Annotated in this window: 18 protein-coding genes; 11 read left to right on the top strand and 7 right to left on the bottom strand. The window is 73.4% G+C overall.

Annotation, left to right across the window (positions count from 1 at the left end; translation table 11 throughout):
• Nucleotides 1–62: 62 nt before the first annotated feature.
• The 4 genes from ACQPW6_RS35790 to ACQPW6_RS35775 all read right to left on the bottom strand — a co-directional run bounded on the left by ACQPW6_RS35790 (nt 63) and on the right by ACQPW6_RS35775 (nt 5,072).
• Nucleotides 63–2,327 carry a DEAD/DEAH box helicase gene (locus ACQPW6_RS35790; protein WP_433893887.1) on the bottom strand — a complete coding sequence of 755 codons (2,265 nt, stop codon included), beginning with the start codon at nt 2,325–2,327 and terminating at the stop codon, nt 63–65.
• A gap of 109 nt (nt 2,328–2,436) precedes the next feature.
• Nucleotides 2,437–3,318 (bottom strand): RNA polymerase sigma factor SigJ, encoded by an 882-nt coding sequence (gene sigJ / locus ACQPW6_RS35785; RefSeq protein WP_433893886.1) that lies wholly within the window; start codon nt 3,316–3,318, stop codon nt 2,437–2,439.
• A 3-nt stretch (nt 3,319–3,321) separates the two neighbouring features.
• Nucleotides 3,322–3,741: an RNA-binding S4 domain-containing protein gene (locus ACQPW6_RS35780; RefSeq protein ID WP_433893885.1), complete on the bottom strand. Its 420-nt coding sequence runs from the start codon at nt 3,739–3,741 to the stop codon at nt 3,322–3,324.
• Nucleotides 3,742–3,806: 65 nt separating this feature from the next.
• Nucleotides 3,807–5,072 carry a phosphodiester glycosidase family protein gene (locus tag ACQPW6_RS35775; protein ID WP_433893884.1) on the bottom strand — a complete coding sequence of 422 codons (1,266 nt, stop codon included), beginning with the start codon at nt 5,070–5,072 and terminating at the stop codon, nt 3,807–3,809.
• Nucleotides 5,073–5,313: 241 nt separating this feature from the next.
• Between ACQPW6_RS35775 and ACQPW6_RS35770 the strand changes: the two genes are divergently transcribed.
• The 3 genes from ACQPW6_RS35770 to ACQPW6_RS35760 all read left to right on the top strand — a co-directional run bounded on the left by ACQPW6_RS35770 (nt 5,314) and on the right by ACQPW6_RS35760 (nt 8,233).
• Nucleotides 5,314–6,321: a phosphotransferase family protein gene (locus ACQPW6_RS35770; RefSeq protein WP_433893883.1), complete on the top strand. Its 1,008-nt coding sequence runs from the start codon at nt 5,314–5,316 to the stop codon at nt 6,319–6,321.
• A 419-nt stretch (nt 6,322–6,740) separates the two neighbouring features.
• Nucleotides 6,741–7,394: a hemerythrin domain-containing protein gene (locus ACQPW6_RS35765; RefSeq protein ID WP_433893882.1), complete on the top strand. Its 654-nt coding sequence runs from the start codon at nt 6,741–6,743 to the stop codon at nt 7,392–7,394.
• 86 nt (nt 7,395–7,480) lie between these two features.
• Nucleotides 7,481–8,233, top strand: coding sequence for a TetR/AcrR family transcriptional regulator (locus ACQPW6_RS35760; RefSeq protein WP_433893881.1), 753 nt, complete (start codon nt 7,481–7,483; stop codon nt 8,231–8,233).
• 105 nt (nt 8,234–8,338) lie between these two features.
• Here the strand turns inward: ACQPW6_RS35760 and ACQPW6_RS35755 are convergent, their stop codons facing one another.
• Nucleotides 8,339–9,340, bottom strand: coding sequence for a beta-ketoacyl-ACP synthase III (locus tag ACQPW6_RS35755; RefSeq protein ID WP_433893880.1), 1,002 nt, complete (start codon nt 9,338–9,340; stop codon nt 8,339–8,341).
• A gap of 610 nt (nt 9,341–9,950) precedes the next feature.
• Here ACQPW6_RS35755 and ACQPW6_RS35750 point away from each other — a divergent pair.
• From ACQPW6_RS35750 to ACQPW6_RS35715, 8 genes are all read left to right on the top strand, one after another.
• Nucleotides 9,951–11,207 carry a kynureninase/PvdN C-terminal domain-containing protein gene (locus ACQPW6_RS35750; RefSeq protein ID WP_433893879.1) on the top strand — a complete coding sequence of 419 codons (1,257 nt, stop codon included), beginning with the start codon at nt 9,951–9,953 and terminating at the stop codon, nt 11,205–11,207.
• Nucleotides 11,208–11,537: 330 nt separating this feature from the next.
• Nucleotides 11,538–11,939 (top strand): hypothetical protein, encoded by a 402-nt coding sequence (locus ACQPW6_RS35745; protein ID WP_433893878.1) that lies wholly within the window; start codon nt 11,538–11,540, stop codon nt 11,937–11,939.
• 68 nt (nt 11,940–12,007) lie between these two features.
• Nucleotides 12,008–12,760 (top strand): transcriptional regulator, encoded by a 753-nt coding sequence (locus tag ACQPW6_RS35740; protein ID WP_433894765.1) that lies wholly within the window; start codon nt 12,008–12,010, stop codon nt 12,758–12,760.
• A 79-nt stretch (nt 12,761–12,839) separates the two neighbouring features.
• Nucleotides 12,840–13,250: a roadblock/LC7 domain-containing protein gene (locus ACQPW6_RS35735; RefSeq protein WP_433893877.1), complete on the top strand. Its 411-nt coding sequence runs from the start codon at nt 12,840–12,842 to the stop codon at nt 13,248–13,250.
• 110 nt (nt 13,251–13,360) lie between these two features.
• A complete protein-coding gene (locus ACQPW6_RS35730; protein WP_433893876.1) occupies nt 13,361–13,735 on the top strand; it encodes a hypothetical protein in 375 nt (124 codons plus the stop codon).
• A gap of 127 nt (nt 13,736–13,862) precedes the next feature.
• Nucleotides 13,863–14,291, top strand: coding sequence for a phage holin family protein (locus ACQPW6_RS35725; RefSeq protein WP_433894764.1), 429 nt, complete (start codon nt 13,863–13,865; stop codon nt 14,289–14,291).
• Nucleotides 14,288–14,869 (top strand): DUF3618 domain-containing protein, encoded by a 582-nt coding sequence (locus ACQPW6_RS35720; RefSeq protein WP_433893875.1) that lies wholly within the window; start codon nt 14,288–14,290, stop codon nt 14,867–14,869. Before ACQPW6_RS35725 ends, ACQPW6_RS35720 begins: the two co-directional genes overlap by 4 nt.
• A 190-nt stretch (nt 14,870–15,059) precedes the next feature.
• Nucleotides 15,060–16,007, top strand: coding sequence for an alpha/beta fold hydrolase (locus ACQPW6_RS35715; protein WP_433893874.1), 948 nt, complete (start codon nt 15,060–15,062; stop codon nt 16,005–16,007).
• A gap of 60 nt (nt 16,008–16,067) precedes the next feature.
• Here ACQPW6_RS35715 and acs read toward each other — a convergent pair whose 3' ends face one another.
• Together acs and ACQPW6_RS35705 are read right to left on the bottom strand one after the other, a co-directional pair.
• The gene (gene acs / locus ACQPW6_RS35710) at nt 16,068–18,059 is read right to left on the bottom strand and encodes an acetate--CoA ligase (protein ID WP_433893873.1); all 1,992 of its coding nucleotides are present in this window, start codon (nt 18,057–18,059) and stop codon (nt 16,068–16,070) included.
• Complete coding sequence (locus ACQPW6_RS35705) at nt 18,056–18,709, bottom strand: acetate uptake transporter (RefSeq protein ID WP_433893872.1); 654 nt, start codon at nt 18,707–18,709, stop codon at nt 18,056–18,058. Before ACQPW6_RS35705 ends, acs begins: the two co-directional genes overlap by 4 nt.
• Between the last annotated feature and the right edge of the window lie 72 nt (nt 18,710–18,781).

Here is an 18,781-nt window from a genome sequence, read left to right as displayed (position 1 = left end):
AACTGCGCGACCAGCCACCGCCGGCCCGCGCCTGGCCCACTGCCCGTCACCGTTGCTTCGGCTCAGCGCGAAGCGGGAAGCGCCAGGCGGAGCTGTTCGTGGGCCACCACCTGGCGGGCCAGGGACTGTTCCGAGATGTCCAGCGCCTCGGGCGCCGCCTCCGCGACGTCGCTCCGCCGCGCGTACTCGTCGAAAAGGCGTGACTTCGCGCCCAGCAGGTCGACCAACCGCTGGTCCACGCTGTCCGCCGCGAGCAGCCGGTGCACGCGGACCCCGCGTATCTGGCCCATCCGGTGCGCCCGGGAGACCGCCTGGCTCTCGGTCGCCGGCGTGAGCTGCGGCTCGCACAGCACGACCACCGACGCGGCCTGCAGGTTGAGGCCGATCCCGCCTGCCTGGATCTGCGCGACGAGCACCGCGTGGCCGGGTGCCGCGCTGAACTCGTCGACCAGCTGCTGCCGTCCGTCGGCCGGCACCGCCCCGGTCAGCGGGCCGTGCAGCGCCGCCCCCTCGCGGCTGCCGCCGAGCGCGCCGTGCACGGCGGCGAGCACCTCGCGGTAGCAGGAGAAGACCACCACCTTGAGCCCGTTGGTCGCCGCCTCCGCCACCAGGTCGCGCAGCCGGCGCAGTTTGGCGGAGTGCGCGGGGTCCGCGTAGGCCGCGCGCCGCATCGCCGCGAAGTTGCCGGCCTCGACCGCCGCCCGGTACGCGGCGAGATCGGCGGTGCTGAACTCCGCCCACTCGTCGGTGTGTACGAGCTCCGGCAGCTCGGTCAGCACGTCCTGCCGGTTGCGCCGCAGGTACGCCGGGGCGATGGCGGCCCGGAACGCCGCCGGGTCGGCCGCCGCGTCCGCCTTGCTGACCATGTCCGTCAGCCGGGGCCGCAGGTACTCCACCAGCGTGCGGAACTCCTCGAGCCGGTTCTCCATCGGGGTGCCGGTGAGGTAGAGCGCGCGCCGGGCCCCGCCGGTCCAGTTGGCGACCGACCGGGACCGCCGGGTGGCGGGGTTCTTCGCGAAGTGCGCCTCGTCGACCACCAGCAGGTCGAGCGTGCCGGGCCGCACGCGCCCGGCCGAGGCGATCCGGGCGGCGCGGGCGGCCCGCTCCGCGCGTTCGGCCCTGCGCCGGGAGCCGCCGCTCCCGCCCGGCGGCGCCGGCGGTGGTTCCGCGACCGGCGGTTCCAGGGTGTGCAGGGTGTCGAAGGTGGTGACGGCGACCCCGCCGTCCCGCAGCCAGTCGCGATAGGCGCGCTGCCGGCCGGGCCCGTGCACCCGCACCGGCGTCAGGGTGCTGCGCGCGGTGATCTCGCGGGTCCAGTTGACCAGCAGCCCCGGCGGGCAGACCACCAGGAAGCGGCGCTCGCCGCCGGCCGCGAGGTGGGCGAGGACGGCGATGGCCTCGACGGTCTTGCCGAGCCCCATCTCGTCACCGAGCACCACCCGTTCCTGGACGAGCGCGAAGCGCGCGCCGAACTCCTGGTAGCCGCGCAGCGACACCCGCAGGTACGCGTCGTCGAGCGGCTGGGCGCGCACCCGTTGGACGAGGTCGGACGGCAGGTGGCCCTCGGCGGCGGCCGGCGCGGGCCCGGCGAGGGTGTCCAGCACGCTGTAGTAGTCGGCCGCGCGCAGCTCGAAGTCGATCCGGGCCTCGGCGGCCGGCGGCGGGCTGCGCAGCAGGTCGACGATGGACTGGGTGAGCTGTTCCAGCACGTCGGCGCGGTCGGCGGCGGTGAGCAGCGCGTCGAGTCCGGCGACCGCCGCCATCACCTGCTCGCGCCGCCGGCCGCCCATGGCGAGCATCCGCATCCTGCTGCGGGCCGGGCGGGCGCCGGGCAGCAGCGCGTCGAGGTCGCCGACGGTCTGCTCGGCGGCCCTGCGGTGCCGACTGAGTTCGGGTCCTGCGGTGAGCAGCCGGCCGAGCGCGGCGATCAGCGCGTCATCCCGCGGGTCCTGCCGTTCGACGTCGATGCGTACGGTGACGCCGTCCCGCGCGGCTCTGGCGATCTGCTCGGCGGCGGTGAGCAGTTGGGCGGCGGTGGCCGCTCCGATGCCGGGCAGCGCGCGCAGTTGGTAGGCGGTGGCGGCGGCCACCTGTCCGACGCTGCCGATTCCGGCCTGTTCGAGCGCGGTGACGGCCAGCGTGCCCCGGGTGGCGTCCCGCAGCCGGGCGACGGGCATGCCGTCGAGCTCCCGGGCCACCCGCTCGTCGAGCAGCGGCTCGACCGCGGCGGCCACGGCGGCCTTCGCGAGGTCGTGGTCGGCGATCAGGGTCGCGGCGGCGCCGCGCAGCCGGTCGGCTCGGGCGAGTACGTCCGCGGGCCTGCCCATCCGCTTTCCCCCCTCCGCCGGCCATCCGGTTCCGTCGCCCCGCCTGAGTCCGGTTCACCACACTAGCGGCGCCCTCTGACAGCCCGGTCCCGCGCCGGCCGGGCCCGCCTCAGTCCTCCGCCAGGTGCGTCAGCTTGTCCGGGTTGAGTACCACGAACACGCCCTGGATCAGGCCGTCCCGCACGTCGAGCAGGGTGATCTGCGGGCGGCCGTCGATCGTCAGCCGCAGCGCGGGGCCGCCGTTGGCCTCGGTGAGCCGGATCTCGTCCACCTGGTAGCGCTCCAGCAGGCCGGCCACGAAGGCGATGACGTGCTCGCGCCCTATCACCGGGCGCAGCGCCGCGCGGGTCTTGCCGCCGCCGTCGTTCCAGGCCACCACGTCCTGGCTGAACAGGTCGGCGAGCGCCGCCATGTCGCCGCCCCCGGCGGCGTCGATCAGCCGGTTCAGCAGCCGAGTGTGCTCCTCGCCTGACGGCTGGAAACGGTCGCCGCCGCGGGCGTCGCTGAGCCGGGCGGAGGCCCGGTGCCGCAGCTGGCGGCAGGTGGCGGCCGGCATGCCGACGATGTCGGCGACGGCGTCGTAGGGCAGCTCGAACGCCTCGCGCAGCACGAAGACCGCGCGCTCGGGCGGGGTCAGCCGCTCCATCAGGTGCAGGGTGGCGTAGGACAGGGTGTCGCGCAGTTCGGCGGTGTCGAGCGGTCCGACCGCCGCGGTGTCCACCGGCTCGGGCAGCCACGGCCCCGGGTACGCCTCCCGGGTGGCGCGCGCCGAGCGCAGCTGGTCGAGCGCGAGCCGGGACACGACGGTGACCAGGTAGGCGCGCGGTTCGCGGATCCCGTCGCGGTCGGCCCGCGTCCAGCGCAGATACGCCTCCTGGACGGTGTCCTCCGCGTCCCACATGCTGCCGAGCATCCGGTAGGCCAGGCCGGTCAGCAGCGGGCGGTGCTCCTCGAAGAGCTGCTCGGGCGACCTGGTGCCGGCCGTGTCCACGGCTCAGCCCGCCGGGGGGCGGCGGGCGGAGCCGTGCAGCCGCAGCCGTTCCATCTCGCGCCGGTCGCGCTTGGTCGGCCGGCCGGCGCCGCGGTCGCGCATGCCGAGCGCGAGTACGTCCTCGCGCGGCGGCGGGGGCGGGCTGTTGTCCACGTACGCCTCGACGGCGGCGGGCGCCCCGACCCGTTTGCTGAGCACCTTGGAGACCACCACGACCCGCTCCCGGCCGGCGTGCAGCAGCCGCACCTCGTCGCCGGCGCGCACCGCCTGCGCGGGCTTGACCCGTTCCCCGTTGACCCGTACGTGCCCGGCCCGGCAGGCCGCGGCGGCCAGCGACCGGGACCGGGTGAGCCGTACGCACCAGATCCAGCTGTCCACCCGCACGCTGGGGCCGGTCCCCGTGGGCTTGTCCTGTTCAGCCATGGCTCCGAGGGTAGAGCTTTTCCGCCGGACGGGGACCTTCGGGGGCGCGGCGGCCCGTGCCGGGGTCAGCGGCCGTAGACCGCCACGAAGTCGCGGGTGGCCTCGACGTAGTAGCGGTCCGGCGGGTCCTCGAAGTCCAGGATGTTGGTGGGCTTCGGGTTCGACGGGTCGTGGCTGCCGTCGTAGGACATGAACGACGGCCAGGCCCGGTTCATGTCCAGCGGCATCGCGCGTACGGCGCCGGCCCGCTGGAGCAGGTCGGCCAGCGTCTGGGCGGTGAGCGCCTGGCCGACGACCATGATGATGTCGCCCTGCGCGGTGATGCCGACGCCGGACCGCTGGACGTACATCTTGCTCTGGTCGGTGACGCCCCACTTGGAGTCGTCGCCGATGTCGGGCACGACACGGCCGCCGTCCACCATCAGCTCGAGGCACTGCCTGACGCCGACGACATCCGGCGTCATGTGCACGTCGCGGCCCCACTCCCCGATCTTGATCGAGCCGTCGCGGTAGAACACCTCGGACGCGGTGCCGTCACGCAGCTCGCCGGCCGTCTGGCCGTTGAGGTAGAAGCCGCCGCGGGAGCCGCCGTCGGTGACCCGGAAGCCGCCGTTCCAGGTGGCGACCAGGCCGGTGCGCTGTCCCTTGGGGATGGTCGGCGGCACCGAGAAGCTGCCGCCGGGCTCGCGGGCGCCGGGGTGCAGCTGGAAGCGCGAGTACTTGCCGCTGATCCAGGCGACGGCGGCCTCGTAGGAGGTGTGCTCGTCGTCGGGGCGTACGTAGGTGCCCTGCACGATCGGCTGGCCGTGGGCGCTGGCCAGCGTGCGGTAGACGCCCTCGCCGGGCAGGCCGGGGCTGACCAGCGGGCGCATCGGGGCGCGCAGCGGCACCAGCGCCTTGGCCGGTACCTGGGCGGGGGCCGGGGCGGCCGCCGCGGGGGCGGTGGCGTTCATCCGGGCCAGCGCCTCGGCGGAGAGGCTGCCGCCGACCTTGGGCGGGTTCATCTTGTACTGCACGTCCTCCAGCTTGTTCACCACGAAGCCCAGCTCGTGGTCGCGGGCCCACTCGGCGAGCCTGGCCTGGTTGCTGTCCTTGCCCGGGTAGGTGAGTGCCTTTCCGACCGACCAGCCCACCGTCCCGACGCAGATCACGCACACTCCGAGCGCGCCGCGGGTGGCCAGCCGCCGGCGGCGGCGCTGATCGGGGGTCAGGTCGCGCTTGTGCTTCCACGGCAGCAGCCTTCTGCGGCGGCGGGGCCCGCCGCCCGCGGGGTCGCCGGCGGCGTCGCCGGCCGTCAGCTCGGCGATCGGCCCGTCCGTCTGCTGGGTCATGCCACTCCTCGTGCGAATGATTTGTCATATTTTCCGACGTTTATGCTCCGCACGTCTGTATGACCGGCCGCCGACCGCGCTAATCGCCGCCGGCCGCAGAAGCACCCGCCCGCCGCAGCACCGCTACTCCCCCGGCGGCACCGGCGTTGCCTGCCGCGAACCCGCCCCGCGGCGGCGTAAGGTGCCAGGCGGTACGGACACACGTTCGTATCCAGGTGGCAGCACGGGGACGGGGACCACGATGACGGCGGAGGCGCAGGAGCGGACCGGCGAGCGGGTCACCGCGCTGCTGGGGCGGGCCGGCATACCGGCCGGCCGGATCGTCCGGCACGCGCCGCTGACCGGCGGCACGTACAACGGGCTGTACGTGGTCGAGCTGACCGGCGGCGAGCGCCTCGTGCTCAAGGTGCCGCCGTCCCCCGACCTGCCCCGGCTGCGCTACGAGGCCGAACTGCTCTACGGCGAGGCGCTGTTCTACCGGCACGCCGCCGAGGCCGAGGTGCCGGCGCCGGCGCTGCTGGCCGCGGAGTGCGCGGAGGCGGCCGACCCGTACCTGCTGATGAGCCACCGCCCCGGAGTGCCCTGGTACGGCGTGGCCGGCACGATGGCCTGCCTCGAACGGGACCGGCTGCGCTGCGAACTCGGCTCGCTGATGGCCCGGTTGCACGCGGTACGCGGACCGGCCTTCGGCTATCCGGCGCAGAGCACCGGACCGCTCACCGACCGGTGGGCGGCGGCCTTCGGCGCGATGACCGACGCGGTGCTCGACGACGCGGTCAGGTACGACGCCTGGCTGCCGCTGCCGGTGGACTCGATCCGGGAGCAGCTGGCCGCCGCAGCGCCGGTGCTGGCGGAGGTCACCGTGCCGGCGCTGGTGCACTTCGACCTGTGGCCCGGCAACATCCTGCTGGACGGGCCGGCCGGCGAGCGCCGGATCAGCGCGCTGATCGACGGCGAGCGGATGATGTGGGGCGATCCGCTGGCGGACTTCGCCTCGCTGTCGCTGCTGCTCGGCGACGCCGAGCGGGACTCGGCCTTCCTGTCCGGCTACGCGGCCGGCGGCGGCCGGGGCGACTTCGACGGCCCGGCCCTGCGGCGGATCGCGCTCTACCGCTGCTACCTGTGCCTGATCATGCTGATCGAGACGGTGCCGCGGCGCACCGGGGGCGAGACCCTGGCCTGGGTGCGCACCGAAGTCGCCGACCGGCTGGTGGCGGCGCTGCGGGCGGCGGCCGGACCGCGGGGGTGACACCGCCCGTCACCGGTCCCGCGACTTTCAGCCAGTACCGCTCCCGGCAGTTTCGCGGCGCTCGGCGGCGTACTTCCCTTTGAGCTGGCACGACGGCGGCCATTCCGAGTTTCACCGACCGCTGAATAAAGTCCGCCCAATGGCTTGATCTCTCCGACTGTCACGCTTCGTCTGGGATCATTCATGGGGTCACTCTGTTCTGTCCGCCGAATTCGCCCGGCGCTCCGGCTGGACGGTCCGGCCGGAATTCCGGTACAAGGTGTCCCACGCGAGTCGACGGGTAATGGCGCAACCGGTATACACCTTTGGCGACGGGGGGTTCAACAATGGTTTCCGTAGAAATATCTGCCGGTTTCTCCGGCTGACCCGACCCGCCTGCCGAGCACGCACTCCGCACACACACCACAAGGAGGCAACGCATGAGTACCAACACCGGCATCGGTGCGCAGTCCAGGCTTGACTTCACCATGATGTATGCGGCGCACGACGCTTTCCGGCGCGACACGGCCCGGCTGGCCCGGGCCGCCGACAGCACCACGGGCGACCTCCGCGCGTTCCGGGCGGGCTGGACGACGTTCACCTACTACCTGCATGTGCACCACTCCGCCGAGGACAGCGTGCTGTGGCCGCCGCTGCGGGCCAAGATGGGCACCGCCCCCGAACGGCTGGCGCTGCTGGACGCGATGGAGGCCGAACACGCCTCGCTCGACCCGCTGATGGCCCGGATCGGCTCCCGGCTGACGAGCGGCGACACCGGCGGACTGCGGGCGGACGCCGAGCAGTTGGACCAGGTGCTCACCGATCACCTGGCCCATGAGGAGAACGACGGGTTGCCGCTGATCGACGCGGTGCTGAACGAAAAGGACTGGGACGCTTTCGGCGAGGAGCAGCGCAGGCAGGTCGGCACCGCCGGCACCGCGCAGTTCTTCCCGTGGCTGCTGGACGAGGCCTCCGCGGGCACCGAGCAGAAGGTGCTCGCCCTCGTGCCGCCGCCGATCCGGTTCCTTTACCGTAAGACCTGGCGCCCCCGTTACCAGAAGCGTTCGCCGTGGGGGCAGGCGTCCCGCGCCTGACGGGGACCGGCCCCGGACCCACCGGTCCGGGGCCGGAGCGCAGGTTCCGCCTCGTACGGCGGCACGGACACGAAGGGGGAGACGCGATGTCGACGTCCAAAGAGCCGGACGACGCGTGGGAGGCCGCGCCGCGCGGATCCGATCCGCGGGCGGCGCGCAGCCGCGCGGCGGCGCTGGTGGCCGCGCAGGAACTGCTGGTCGAGCACGGCTGGTCGGCGGTGACCCATGTCGCCGTGGCGGCCCGCAGCGGGGTCGGCCGCACCACGCTCTACCGGCACTGGGCGGACACCACGAGCATGCTCAAGGACGCCATCCTGAGCCGGATACAGGCCGCGCATTCGGCGCCCACCGGGAGCCTGCGCGAGGACCTGATCCAGGAACTGGACACGCTGCGCGTGCTGCTGCACGACCCGGTGGCCGACAACGGCATCCGGGCGGTGATCGAACGGGCCGGTGTGGACCCGAAGTTCGGCCAGATGAAGAGCGCGCTGTACGAGGCCGGCTCCGCGATATCCCGCAAGGTGCTCGGCGAGGCGGTGGACCGCGGTGAGCTGGCCGCCGACCTGGATCTGGACCTGGCCATAGACCAGTTGGCGGGGCCGCTGGTCTACCGCAGGCTGATGGCCGGCCGCGACTTCGGCCCTGACTTCGTCAGCGCGGTGGTGGACGGCTTCCTGGCCGGCTACTCGATCGAGCCGTCCGACTGCGCCGCCCAGCTCGACGCGCTGCTCGCCGAGGAGGGCGCGGACGCGGTGCGCGAACCCGGCCTCAGCACGGGCCAGGAGGCCGTCCGCGACCCGCAGCGGGCCGCGGACTTAGCCGCCGACCGCTGCGGCTGACGCGCCCCGCGCGCGGCGGGACGAGCCCGCCGCCCGGGGCGCCCTGGCGCCGTGGCTCCCCGGGCCTGCCGCGCCCGCGGGGAGCCCGCCCGGCCACGGCGGGGTCTACGGCAGGGTGGCCACCACCGCCGCGTACGACAGGCCCGCGCCGTAGCCGAGCAGCAGCGCGGTGTCGCCGGAGTGCGCGGTGCCGGAGTTGAGCAGCTGGTCCATCGCCAGCGGCACCGAGGCGCCCGAGGTGTTGCCCGTGGTGATGATGTCCTTGGCCACCGCGACCCGGGCCGGCAGCCCCATCGACCTGGTCATGCTGTCGATGATCCGCTCGTTGGCCTGGTGCGGGACGAACGCGTCCAGGTCCTCGGGGCCGATGCCGGCCGCGTCGAGCGCCTGCCTGGCCACCTTGGACATCTCGTAGACCGCCCAGCGGAACACCCGCTGGCCGTCCTGCCGCAGCACCGGGAAGTCCCGCCCCGGATCGTCCTTGAGCGCGTCCCACGGCGCGCTCTGGGTGATCGCGTCGGCCTGCGAGCCGTCGGCGCCCCACACGGCCGGGCCGATGCCGGGCGTGTCGGACGGGCCGACGACGACCGCGCCCGCGCCGTCACCGAAGATGAACGCCGTCGAACGGTCCGTCAGGTCCAGCAGGTCGGTCATCCGCTCCACCCCGACCACCAGCACATGGCCGCCGCGGGCGCGCACCGAGTCCGAGGCCAGCACCACGCCGTGCACGAAGCCCGCGCAGCCCGCCGAGATGTCGAAGCCCGCGGCCCCGACGGCGCCGATCCGGTCGGCGATCTCGGTGGCGATCGCCGGGGTCTGCATCAGGTGCGTGAAGGTCGCCGCGATGACACACCCGATCTGGTCGGGGGTCAGCCCGGCCGCCGCGATCGCCTTTATCGCGGCCTGCTCCGCCATCACACCCAGCGTCTCGTCGGGGGACGCCCAGCGCCGGGTCACGATGCCCGACCTGGAGCGGATCCACTCGTCGGAGGAGTCGATGTGCCGGCAGACCTCGGCGTTGTCGACGACCCGCCTCGGGCGGTACGCGCCCACACCGAGGATCCGGGTGTGCCGTGCACCGTCGGGCACGGCGATCTCAGCTTTCATGGGAGCCTTTCGGGCCATCGGCCGGGTACGGATCCATGATCTCTCCGATCTCCCGGGAAAGTTGACGGATGGCGCGCCCCCACGGGAAGCGGCCGAGGTTCGACGGTACGCTGCGCGGCCGCGCCAGTCACAGCCCGTACCCCCGTCCGGGAGTCGCCGCCGGGCGGCGGGCCGGGCCGGCCGGCACTGTTACCGCGGGTTGCCCCAGCGGTCGATACGCCCGGGGAAATCATATGGGGCCGAGAGGTTCCGCCCGGAGAACGTTTGACAGCCGAAATCGCCTGCCACTACGGTTTCCTATGGATCGGAGCTCTGCGAACGGGGGAAGAGCGAAATGAACCAACGGAACAGAGTGCCCCGCAAACCCGGCTCCCACCTCGATGAAATTCAACCTCAGGTGAATATGCCATCCGCCCCGTCAGGGGTTGAACGGGTATGTCTCACGGGTAATCCGAAGTAACCATTCTCCAAGTAATGGCGGCCTGCCGCCCGGTCCTCGGCGCGGGCCACGGGGGTGTCCACGTGACGCGGCCCGGGCGGCAGGCTCAGTGAAAACGCACATTCCTGGCAACCCGTCGGAATCCGTATCCCATCGCGGGAGGTGCCGCAGATGACCAGCAGGGGCACGGCGGAGCGGCTCGACCGTGCGGATCCGCTCGCGTGGGTACGGAAGGATTTCGCGCTCGGCGACGGCCAGGTCTATCTGAACGGCCACTCGCTGGGGGTGCCGCCGGCGGGGGTGCGGGACACCGTCGGCCGGACGATCGCCCAGCAGTGGGGTGACGATCTGGTGCGCGGCCGCAGCGGCGAGTGCTGGTCGGCGGCGCCACGGCTGGTCGGCGACCGGATCGGCCGGCTGCTGGGGGCCGCGCCCGGCCAGACGCTGGTCGGCGACTCCATCTCGGTACAGCTGTTCAACGCGGTCGGCGCCGCCGCCCGGCTGCGGCCGGACCGGCGGCTGATCATGGTCGACTCGTGCGGCTTCCGCACCGACCGGTATCTGGCCGGCTCGGCGGCCCGGATGCTCGGCCTCGAACTGCGCCAGGTGCCGGCGGCCCGGTTCCCGGAGGCACTGGCGGAGTACGGCGAGCAGGTCGCGGTCACGGCGGCGGGCCCGGTGGACCTCCGCACCGGCGAACTGTTCGGCATCCGCGCACTGACCGCCGCCGCGCACCGGGCGGGCGCGGTCGCGGTGTGGGACCTGTGCCAGGTCACCGGCGCGGTGCCGCTGGCGCTGGACGCGGACCTGGTCGACCTGGCGGTCGGCTGCGGCGAGGCGTTCCTGTCCGGCGGGCCGGGCGCGCCCGCGTACATCTACGCGGCCGCCCGGCACCATGGCGCGCTCGACCTGCCGCTCACCGGCTGCCAGGACCCGGCCGCCTCCACGACCGCGGCGGACGACGGCATCGCGCGGCTGCGGATCGGCTCGCCGCCGCTGCTGTCGCTGGTCGCCCTGGACGCGGCCCTCGACGCGTACGACGGCCTCGACCCGTACGAGATCCGGGCGAAGAGCGTGGAGTTGGGCGCCTTCTTCATCGACTGCGTCGACGAACTGCTCGACGGCCTCGGCTTCGAACTGGCCACCCCGCGGTCCGCCGAGCGACGGGCCAGCCAACTGCTCCTGCGGCACTGCGCCGCCCCCCGGCTGATGCGCGCCCTACGCGACCGCGGAGTGATCGGCGACGTGCCCGCGCCCGACCTGCTGCGCTTCGGCTACAACGCGCTGCACGTCACGTACTGCGACGTGTTCGACGCGGTCGAAGCACTACGCGCGGCGGCGTTGCGGGAGGCCGGCCGGCACGAAGCGGGCCGGCGGCACGACCCGGCTCCGGCGGGGGCCTCCGCGTCGGTCCCGGCCGGCCGCTGAGCGCCGGTTCGCCCGGCTGCGGACGCAGGTCGGGGTCCCCGCCTCTGTCCCGGCAGCCCGCTGGACGCCGGGCCCACCCGGCTGCGGACCGCAAGGCCGCAGCCCGCCACGGCCGCCGGGTGAGCTGACCGGCCAAGCGCGCCCGCCTCCCCGCCCCCGACCGCCCGGCTCCCGACCACCCCATCACCCCGGAGGGGCGGATTCTAGGGCACGGCGGTGCATGTACCGCAGGAAAATGCCCGAACTCCCCGAGACGAGTGCCACGTTGCGTAACTTCGCAGTCACCGGGGAGCCGCGCGGAGCGGCTGGTGGTGGGGCGAGGGGAGTCGGGTGTCAGGGATCGACGAGTGTCTGGTCGAAGCCATGGCCGTGCCGGGGGCGCGCGGGGCCGCCCTGGTGGAGTGGGTCAGCGGGCTCGCACTCGGGCAGGCCGGGGACGCGCCGGGCGGCGACCACGAGGGCATGGCGGCGGAGACCGCCGAGTTCGCCCGGGCGGCGGCCGAACACCCGGTCTTCGCGGCGGCGGAGCAGGCCCCGGACGGAACGCCGACGCAGCCGCCGGTCGAGGACGTCATCGTCGTCACCGGCGCCGGATACCACGTACTGCGGTTCGTCCCGGTGCCATACGGCGACGGCGTCTTCCTGCACCTCTGGCTGGACCGGGCGCAGGCCAACCTGGCGCTGGCCATGCTGCGGCTGCGCGAACTGGCCGAACGGCTGGTGCTGGCGTGAGCGCCACCTCGCCGCCGGCGCCGGCGGCGCCGCCCCGCGATCCCGTCGCGCCCCCGGCGCTGTCGCCGATGCTGGCCAGGCTCGCCGGGGAGCGGGCGACCGGCGCGCTGCTGCGCGACACCGGCGTGCTGTATCTGGCCGACGGCGCGGTGGTGCACGCGGAGAGCCCGCGGGCGCCGGGCATCGAGGTGCTGCTGACCGGTGGTGGCCGGCTGTCGGCCGAGGCGTGGCTCGACGCGCTGGACCGGGCCGGCCCGAAGACCGCTGTCTCCCGCCAGCTGATCGACCACCACCTGCTGTCCGAGGGCGAGTTGGAGATCAGCCACCTCGGCGCGCTGTTCGACGCGGCGTTCTTCGTGCTGGCGCCCGGCGGCGGGCCGAGCCGGTTCCGGCACGGCGCGGTGCACTGGTTCGGCGCGGTGCGCCCGGTGCCGGTGACCGAGGTGGAGCGCGAGACGCGCCGCCGCAGGCGCTTCCTCGAAGAGGTCTGGCCGTGCCCGCGACTGGACACCGCGCCGCTGCTGCGCCGCCGGACCGGCCGGCTGCCGCCGGCCACCCGCAGGCAGCGGGCGGTGCTCGACCTGGCCGACGGCACCAGGACCGCCGCGGAGATCGCCGTGCTGCTCGGCCGGCCGGCGTTCCACACGCTGGTGGACGTACGCCGGCTGGCGCTGGCCGGCCGGCTGGAGATCCCGGTCACCGGTGCCGACCGGGCCGCCGGCCTCCCCGCACCGCAGACCAGTTGGCTCAGCGACATCACCGGCGGCGCCGACGTCACCATGCTGCGCCGGCTGCGGGACGCATTGGAGGCACATCTGTGAGGGTCACGCCACCTGGAGCGGCACGACCCGGGCCGTCATGAGGCGGACCGTCAGGCAGCGCGCCGGAAGGAGAAGGGCGATGGCCCACGAGGCGGACATACGGGCCGAGTTGGAACGGCTGCGGACCCAGGTGCCGGAGGTCAGCGGGGCGCTCGCCGCCGGTGTGGACGGCATGGTGCTGGCCGAGGACATTCCCGCGGCCGGCCCCGAGGCCGCCGCCGGCGTGGCCGCGCTCACCGCCGCCGCGCTCGGCATCGGGCTGCGGCTGACCGACGCCACCGGCCGGGCCGCCTTCCGCGAACTGCTGGTCCGCGGCGAGGACGGCTGCGTGGCGATCTACGCCGCCGGCCCGGTCTGCGCCCTCACCGTGCTCGCCGGGCCGCGGGTCAACGTGGGGCGGCTGCACCTGGAGGCCCGCAGGGCCGGGGCCCGGATCGCCCAGCTGATCGACGGCACCCAGGACCGGCTGGAGGACGCCAGGCCGTCATGACCGCCCGACCGGCGCGGCCCCGTACCGCCCAGGTGCGAACCGCGCACACAGCACACCGACAAGCACCCACCGCACATCGAGAGAACCGAACGGAAGGAAACCACCCCACCATGGCCAACACCGAGACCGCACTCAAGGACGCGATGACCTCCATCGAGGGAGTCATCGGCGTCGCCCTCGTCGACTACAGCAGCGGTATGGCGCTCGGCACGCTGGGCGGCGGAAAGGATCTGGACCTGACCGTGGCCGCGGCCGGCAACACCGACGTGGTGCGGGCCAAGGCCCGCACCATGGAACTGCTCGGCCTCAAGGACGGCATCGAGGACATCCTGATCACGCTCGGCTCGCAGTACCACCTCATCCGGCTGCTCAAGGGCCGCGGCAAGAGCGCCCTGTTCCTCTACCTGGCCCTCGACCGGTCCCGCGCGAACCTCGCCATGGCCCGCCACCAGCTCGGCAGGATCGAGGACGACCTGGAGGTGTGACGGTCCGCCACCGCCCGACGGAGGCGAATGAGGCCGCCCGCCCCCCACTGACCGGTTTTCATTCGCCGCCTCGGGACACCCGCCCGGTAGGAGACATTCGTGCGGGAAGGCACAGGCGGTGGCCGAATTGAGCGAAGGCGTGGATCACAGGCAGCCGGCTGCCACCGGGAGCGAGCCGGCCGAGAAGTCGGTGAGCGCCCTGGTGAAGCAGGGAACCGAGCAGATCTCACAGCTCGTCCGGCAGGAGATGCAGCTCGCCCAGGCGGAGTTGGCGCAGAAGGGCAAGCGGGCGGGTATCGGCGGCGGCTTGTTCGGCGCGGCCGCGCTGGCCGCCTTCTTCGGCGCCGCGGCGCTGGTGGTGACCGTGATCGCCGCCTTGCCGCTGTCGGTGTGGGCGGCCTCGCTCGTGGTGGCGGGCGCGCTGCTGGTACTGGCCGGGGTGCTGGGGCTGCTGGGCAGGCGCCAGCTGTCCCGGGCGGTTCCGCCCGTGCCCGGCGAGGCGGTCGAGAGCGTGAAGGACGACCTGGAAACCATCAAGGAAAGGGCGAAGCGATGACCCACGGCGACGGTGGCACCGGCGGCGAGCAGCAGGCCGGCCCCAGTGATCCGGGCCTTGACGGGCTCCGGGACGGCATCGAGGACACCCGCGAGCAGTTGGGCGAGACCGTGGAGGAGCTCGCGGCCAGGGCGGACGTGCCCGCGCGGGTGAAGGCCAAGGCCGCGCAGACGAAGGCCAAGGCGAGCGAGAAGACGACCGAGGCGAAGGCGGCCGCCGTGGAGAAGGCGACGGAGGCGAAGGCGGTGGCGGCCGAGAAGGCCACCGAGGCGAAGGCGGCAGCCGTGGAGAAGGCGACGGAGGCGAAGGCGGTGGCCGCGGAGAAGGCCACCGAGGCCAAGGCCGTGGCAGCCAAGGCGGTGGAGCGGCTGCGGGAGACGGCGGTCAGAACGCCCGACAGGGCCAGGGCCAGGGTCGGTGAGGTCGCCGAGGCGACCCAGGAGTCCGGCGCCCAGGTCGGCGCCCGGCTGAACCGCGTCTCGCAGGACCAGTGGCGCAGCTACGTGCCGGTGGCGATCGGCGTCACCGCGGCCGCCGCGGGCGCGGTGCTGTGGATCAAACACCGGAGCGAGAGCTGACGGCGGCCGTCACGGTGCGGGCGGTCCCGGGTGTCGCAAACGGGTGAGCGAGTCCGCGGCGCGCATCCATTGAGGTGATCTCGGCGTTAGCACCGAGCAAGTGCCGCGGGACCCCCGGCGGCCCTCCTTCGGCGGCGGGACGCACGGGTGCCGCCACCCGTGGCTGTGCCGCCGTAACCGAAGGAAGAGGATGACGTCGTTCACCTCCGTCCCGCACCCTGGCGCACCGTCCGTACCGCAGCCGGCGGTCGTGCGCTCCCACGTCTGGGAGGGCTACCACTGCGAGTCCCGGCTCGTGCGCACCTCCGCCCCGCGCATGGCCCCGCTGCTGATGATCGGCGGCGCGTTCCAGCGCAAGGAGACCTGGGGCCGGATCGAACGCGAGTTCCTGGCCCATATGGACGTGCTGACGGTCGATCCGCCGGGCTGGGGGGCCGGCGACCTGCTGCCCGACCACCACGGCGTGGACTCGCTGGCCGACGCCGTCTGCCAGATGCTCGACGAGAACGGGCTGCGCGAGGTCAACATCATCGGCGGCTCGTACGGCACCGCCATCGCCTACCGGATCGCCCAGCGGCATCCCGGCCGGGTGCTGCGGGTGGCGCTGATCGGCACCATGACGTCGATCCCGGCGCACGCCAGGGCCGCCATGCGCCGCACCATCGAGCATCTGGAGGCGCGCCGGATGGAGGAGTACGCGCAGGGCGCGGTGGACATCCTGATGAACCGCGACCGGCTGGCCGGCATCGAGTCCGGCGCCCGGGTCCGTCGCTTCCTGCTGCGCAGGCTGGCCAACCTGCCGGAGGGCGAGGCCGCGCAGACCTGCGCGAACACCTACCGGCTGCTGAACCACGAGATGGTGGACGCCACCCGGCCGCCGCTGCCGCCGGTGCTGGTGGCGACCGGTGAGTACGACTCCTTCACCACTCCCGAGCTGTGCCGGCAGGTCGCCGAGGCGTGCACGGAGAGCTGGTTCGTGGAGGTGGCGGGCGCCGACCACATGCTGTTCCTGGAGCGGACGGTCGAACTCGCCGACCTGGTCACCCGGTTCTTCGCCGGGCTGCCGCTGGAGGGCCTGTCGTACTGCCGCGGGGTGGAGCGGGTCAGGCGGCGGGAGCCGGTGCCGGCCCAGAGGTAGGGCCCGCATCCCCGGACGGGATGCGGGCCCTGCGGGCAGTGCGGGGTGCCGGGGGGTGCGCTACTCCTCGTCTCCCCCGCCGGCGGACGGTGAACTGGCCGGCAGCCGCTCGCGGATCGCGTCCATCACGGTGGAGTCGGTCAGCGTGGTGACATCGCCGAGCACCCGCTTCTCCGCGATGTCCCGCAGCAGCCTGCGCATGATCTTGCCGGAGCGGGTCTTGGGCAGTTCGGCCACCACCAGGATCTGCCGCGGCCTGGCGATCGGCCCGATCTCCTTGGACACGTGTGCCCGCAGCTGCCTGGCCACCTCGTCCCCGCCGGCGTCGGCCGCGGCCTGCTCGCCGTTCGCCCGCAGGATCACGAACGCGACGATGCCCTGCCCGGTGGTCGGGTCGGCGGCGCCGACCACGGCCGCCTCGGCGACCAGCGGGTGGGACACCAGTGCGGACTCCACCTCCGTGGTGGAGATCCGGTGCCCCGACACGTTCATCACGTCGTCCACCCGGCCGAGCAGCCAGATGTCGCCGTCGTCGTCCTTCTTGGCGCCGTCGCCCGCGAAGTACCAGCCGGGGAAGCGGGACCAGTAGGTCTCGATGTACCGCTTCTCGTCACCCCAGATGGTGCGCAGCATCCCGGGCCACGGCTGGGTCAGCACCAGGTAGCCGCCCGAGCCGTTGGGCACCGGGTTGCCGCGGTCGTCCACGACCTCGGCGGAGATGCCCGGCAGCGGTCGCAGCGCGGAGCCCGGCTTGCAGGTGCTCACCCCGGGGAGCGGGCTGATCATCTGGGCGCCGGTCTCGGTCTGCCACCAGGTGTCCATCACCGGGCAGCGGTCACCGCCGATCGCCTGCCGATACCACATCCACGCCTCGGGGTTGATCGGCTCGCCGACCGAGCCGAGCAGCCGCAGCGACGACAGGTCGTAGCGGCCCGGGATCTCGTCGCCCCACTTCATGAAGGTGCGGATCGCGGTGGGCGCGCAGTACAGGATCGACACCTTGTACTTCTGCACGATCTCCCACCAGCGGCCCTGGTGCGGGGTGTCGGGGGTGCCCTCGTAGAGCACCGAGGTCACCCCGTTGGCCAGCGGTCCGTAGACGATGTAGGAGTGGCCGGTGACCCAGCCGATGTCGGCGGCCGTCCAGTAGACGTCCTGCTCGGGCTTGACGTCGAAGACCGCCCAGTGCGTCCAGGCGGCCTGGGTGAGGTAGCCGCCGGTGGTGTGCAGGATGCCCTTGGGGCGGGCGGTGGTGCCGGAGGTGTACATGATGTAGAGCGGGTGCTCGCTGTCGAACGCCTCCGGCCGGTGCTCGGCCGACTGGCCGTCCACCACGTCGTGCCACCACACGTCCCGGCCTGGAGTCCACGCCACGTCCTGGCCGGTCCTGCGGACCACCAGCACGCTGCGCACGTCGGGGCACTGCGCCACGGCCTCGTCCACCGCGGGCTTGAGCGCCGAGGCGCTGCCCTTGCGGTAGCCGCCGTCGGCGGTGATCACCACATGGGCGTCGCAGTCCAGGATCCGGCCGCGCAGCGCGTCGGCGGAGAAGCCGCCGAACACCACCGTGTGCGGGGCGCCGATCCGGGCGCAGGCCAGCATCGCGACCACGGTCTCCGGGATCATCGGCATGTAGATCGCCACCCGGTCGCCGGCCCCGACCCCGAGCCCGGTCAGCGCGTTGGCCGCCCGGCTGACCTCGTCCTTGAGGTCGGCGTAGGTCAGCGTCCTGGTGTCGCCGGGCTCGCCCTCCCAGTGGAAGGCGACCCGGTCGCCGTGCCCGGCCCGTACGTGCCGGTCGACGCAGTTGTCCGCGACGTTGAGCCGGCCGCCGATGAACCAGCGGGCGAACGGCGCCCCGCTCCAGTCGCTCACCTGCGTCCAGGGCTCCGCCCACTCCAGCCTGTTCGCCGCCGCCGCCCAGAACGCGTCGGGGTCGGCCGCCGCCTCCTCGTACGCCGCCGCCGTGACGTTGGCCGACGCGGCCAGCTCGGCGGGCGGCGGGAAGCGGCGTTCCTCCCGCAGCAGGTTGGAGAGTGTTTCGTCGCTCATTCGTGCGGTCCCTCGATCGGTCCGCCGCGCCGGCCGAGAGCCGCACCGGTGAGCGGGAAGAGCGGCACGACCGGCCGCTTCCAGGTCGAGTTGGTGACGACGGCGAACGAGGCGTACCAGGCGAAGACCGCGGTGACCAGGCCGATCCAGCCGCCGACCTTGGTGATGCCGACGGAGGTGTCGAACTCGCCGATGGCCAGCACGATGAAGGTCACCGCCAGCGCGGCGAACACCGCGAGCAGTGCCGCGTTGGTGCGCAGCGCGGCCACCGTCATGTAGACGGTGAACACCGCCCACACCACCAGGTAGAGGCCGGTCGCCTGGTTCGCGGTGTCCGGCGGCAGGGTGCCGACCACGAACTTCACATAGGCCGCGTAGGACAGCCAGAAGGCGCCGTACGACACGAAGGCGGTCGCCCCGAAGGTGTTGCCCTTGCGGAACTCCCACATGCCGGCGAGGAGTTGGGCCAGGCCGCCGTAGAACAGCGCGAGCGGCAGTACCACGGTGAGGAGGTTCTGGTCGATCAAGTGGGCGTTGAACGAGCTGAGTACGAAGGTGGTGGACGCGAATCCGGCCAGGCCGAGCGGCCCGGGGTCTGCGATGGTGTCCGCGGCGACGGGCGCGGGACCGGCTGCGGTGCTGGTACTCATCTGCGGGTTTCCCTCCTCATTGAGGTACTGCGACTGCCGGGGGCCGCTGCCGGCCCCCGCGCCAAGGTAGGA

The organism is Streptomyces sp. CA-111067 (assembly GCF_050956065.1).
Lineage (GTDB): Bacteria > Actinomycetota > Actinomycetes > Streptomycetales > Streptomycetaceae > Actinacidiphila.
Note: the sequence above shows the minus strand (reverse complement) of the source record. Positions and strands in the feature narration are given on the sequence as shown.

Excerpts from the sequence above, each read along its gene's own strand:
- ACQPW6_RS35790 (WP_433893887.1), bottom strand. The coding sequence starts at position 2,327 with ATGGGCAGGCCCGCGGACGTACTCGCCCGAGCCGACCGGCTGCGCGGC.
- ACQPW6_RS35780 (WP_433893885.1), bottom strand. The coding sequence starts at position 3,741 with ATGGCTGAACAGGACAAGCCCACGGGGACCGGCCCCAGCGTGCGGGTG.
- ACQPW6_RS35775 (WP_433893884.1), bottom strand. The coding sequence starts at position 5,072 with ATGACCCAGCAGACGGACGGGCCGATCGCCGAGCTGACGGCCGGCGAC.
- ACQPW6_RS35770 (WP_433893883.1), top strand. The coding sequence starts at position 5,314 with ATGACGGCGGAGGCGCAGGAGCGGACCGGCGAGCGGGTCACCGCGCTG.
- ACQPW6_RS35765 (WP_433893882.1), top strand. The coding sequence starts at position 6,741 with ATGAGTACCAACACCGGCATCGGTGCGCAGTCCAGGCTTGACTTCACC.
- ACQPW6_RS35760 (WP_433893881.1), top strand. The coding sequence starts at position 7,481 with ATGTCGACGTCCAAAGAGCCGGACGACGCGTGGGAGGCCGCGCCGCGC.
- ACQPW6_RS35755 (WP_433893880.1), bottom strand. The coding sequence starts at position 9,340 with ATGAAAGCTGAGATCGCCGTGCCCGACGGTGCACGGCACACCCGGATC.
- ACQPW6_RS35750 (WP_433893879.1), top strand. The coding sequence starts at position 9,951 with ATGACCAGCAGGGGCACGGCGGAGCGGCTCGACCGTGCGGATCCGCTC.
- ACQPW6_RS35740 (WP_433894765.1), top strand. The coding sequence starts at position 12,008 with ATGCTGGCCAGGCTCGCCGGGGAGCGGGCGACCGGCGCGCTGCTGCGC.
- ACQPW6_RS35735 (WP_433893877.1), top strand. The coding sequence starts at position 12,840 with ATGGCCCACGAGGCGGACATACGGGCCGAGTTGGAACGGCTGCGGACC.
- ACQPW6_RS35730 (WP_433893876.1), top strand. The coding sequence starts at position 13,361 with ATGGCCAACACCGAGACCGCACTCAAGGACGCGATGACCTCCATCGAG.
- ACQPW6_RS35720 (WP_433893875.1), top strand. The coding sequence starts at position 14,288 with ATGACCCACGGCGACGGTGGCACCGGCGGCGAGCAGCAGGCCGGCCCC.
- ACQPW6_RS35715 (WP_433893874.1), top strand. The coding sequence starts at position 15,060 with ATGACGTCGTTCACCTCCGTCCCGCACCCTGGCGCACCGTCCGTACCG.
- acs (WP_433893873.1), bottom strand. The coding sequence starts at position 18,059 with ATGAGCGACGAAACACTCTCCAACCTGCTGCGGGAGGAACGCCGCTTC.
- ACQPW6_RS35705 (WP_433893872.1), bottom strand. The coding sequence starts at position 18,709 with ATGAGTACCAGCACCGCAGCCGGTCCCGCGCCCGTCGCCGCGGACACC.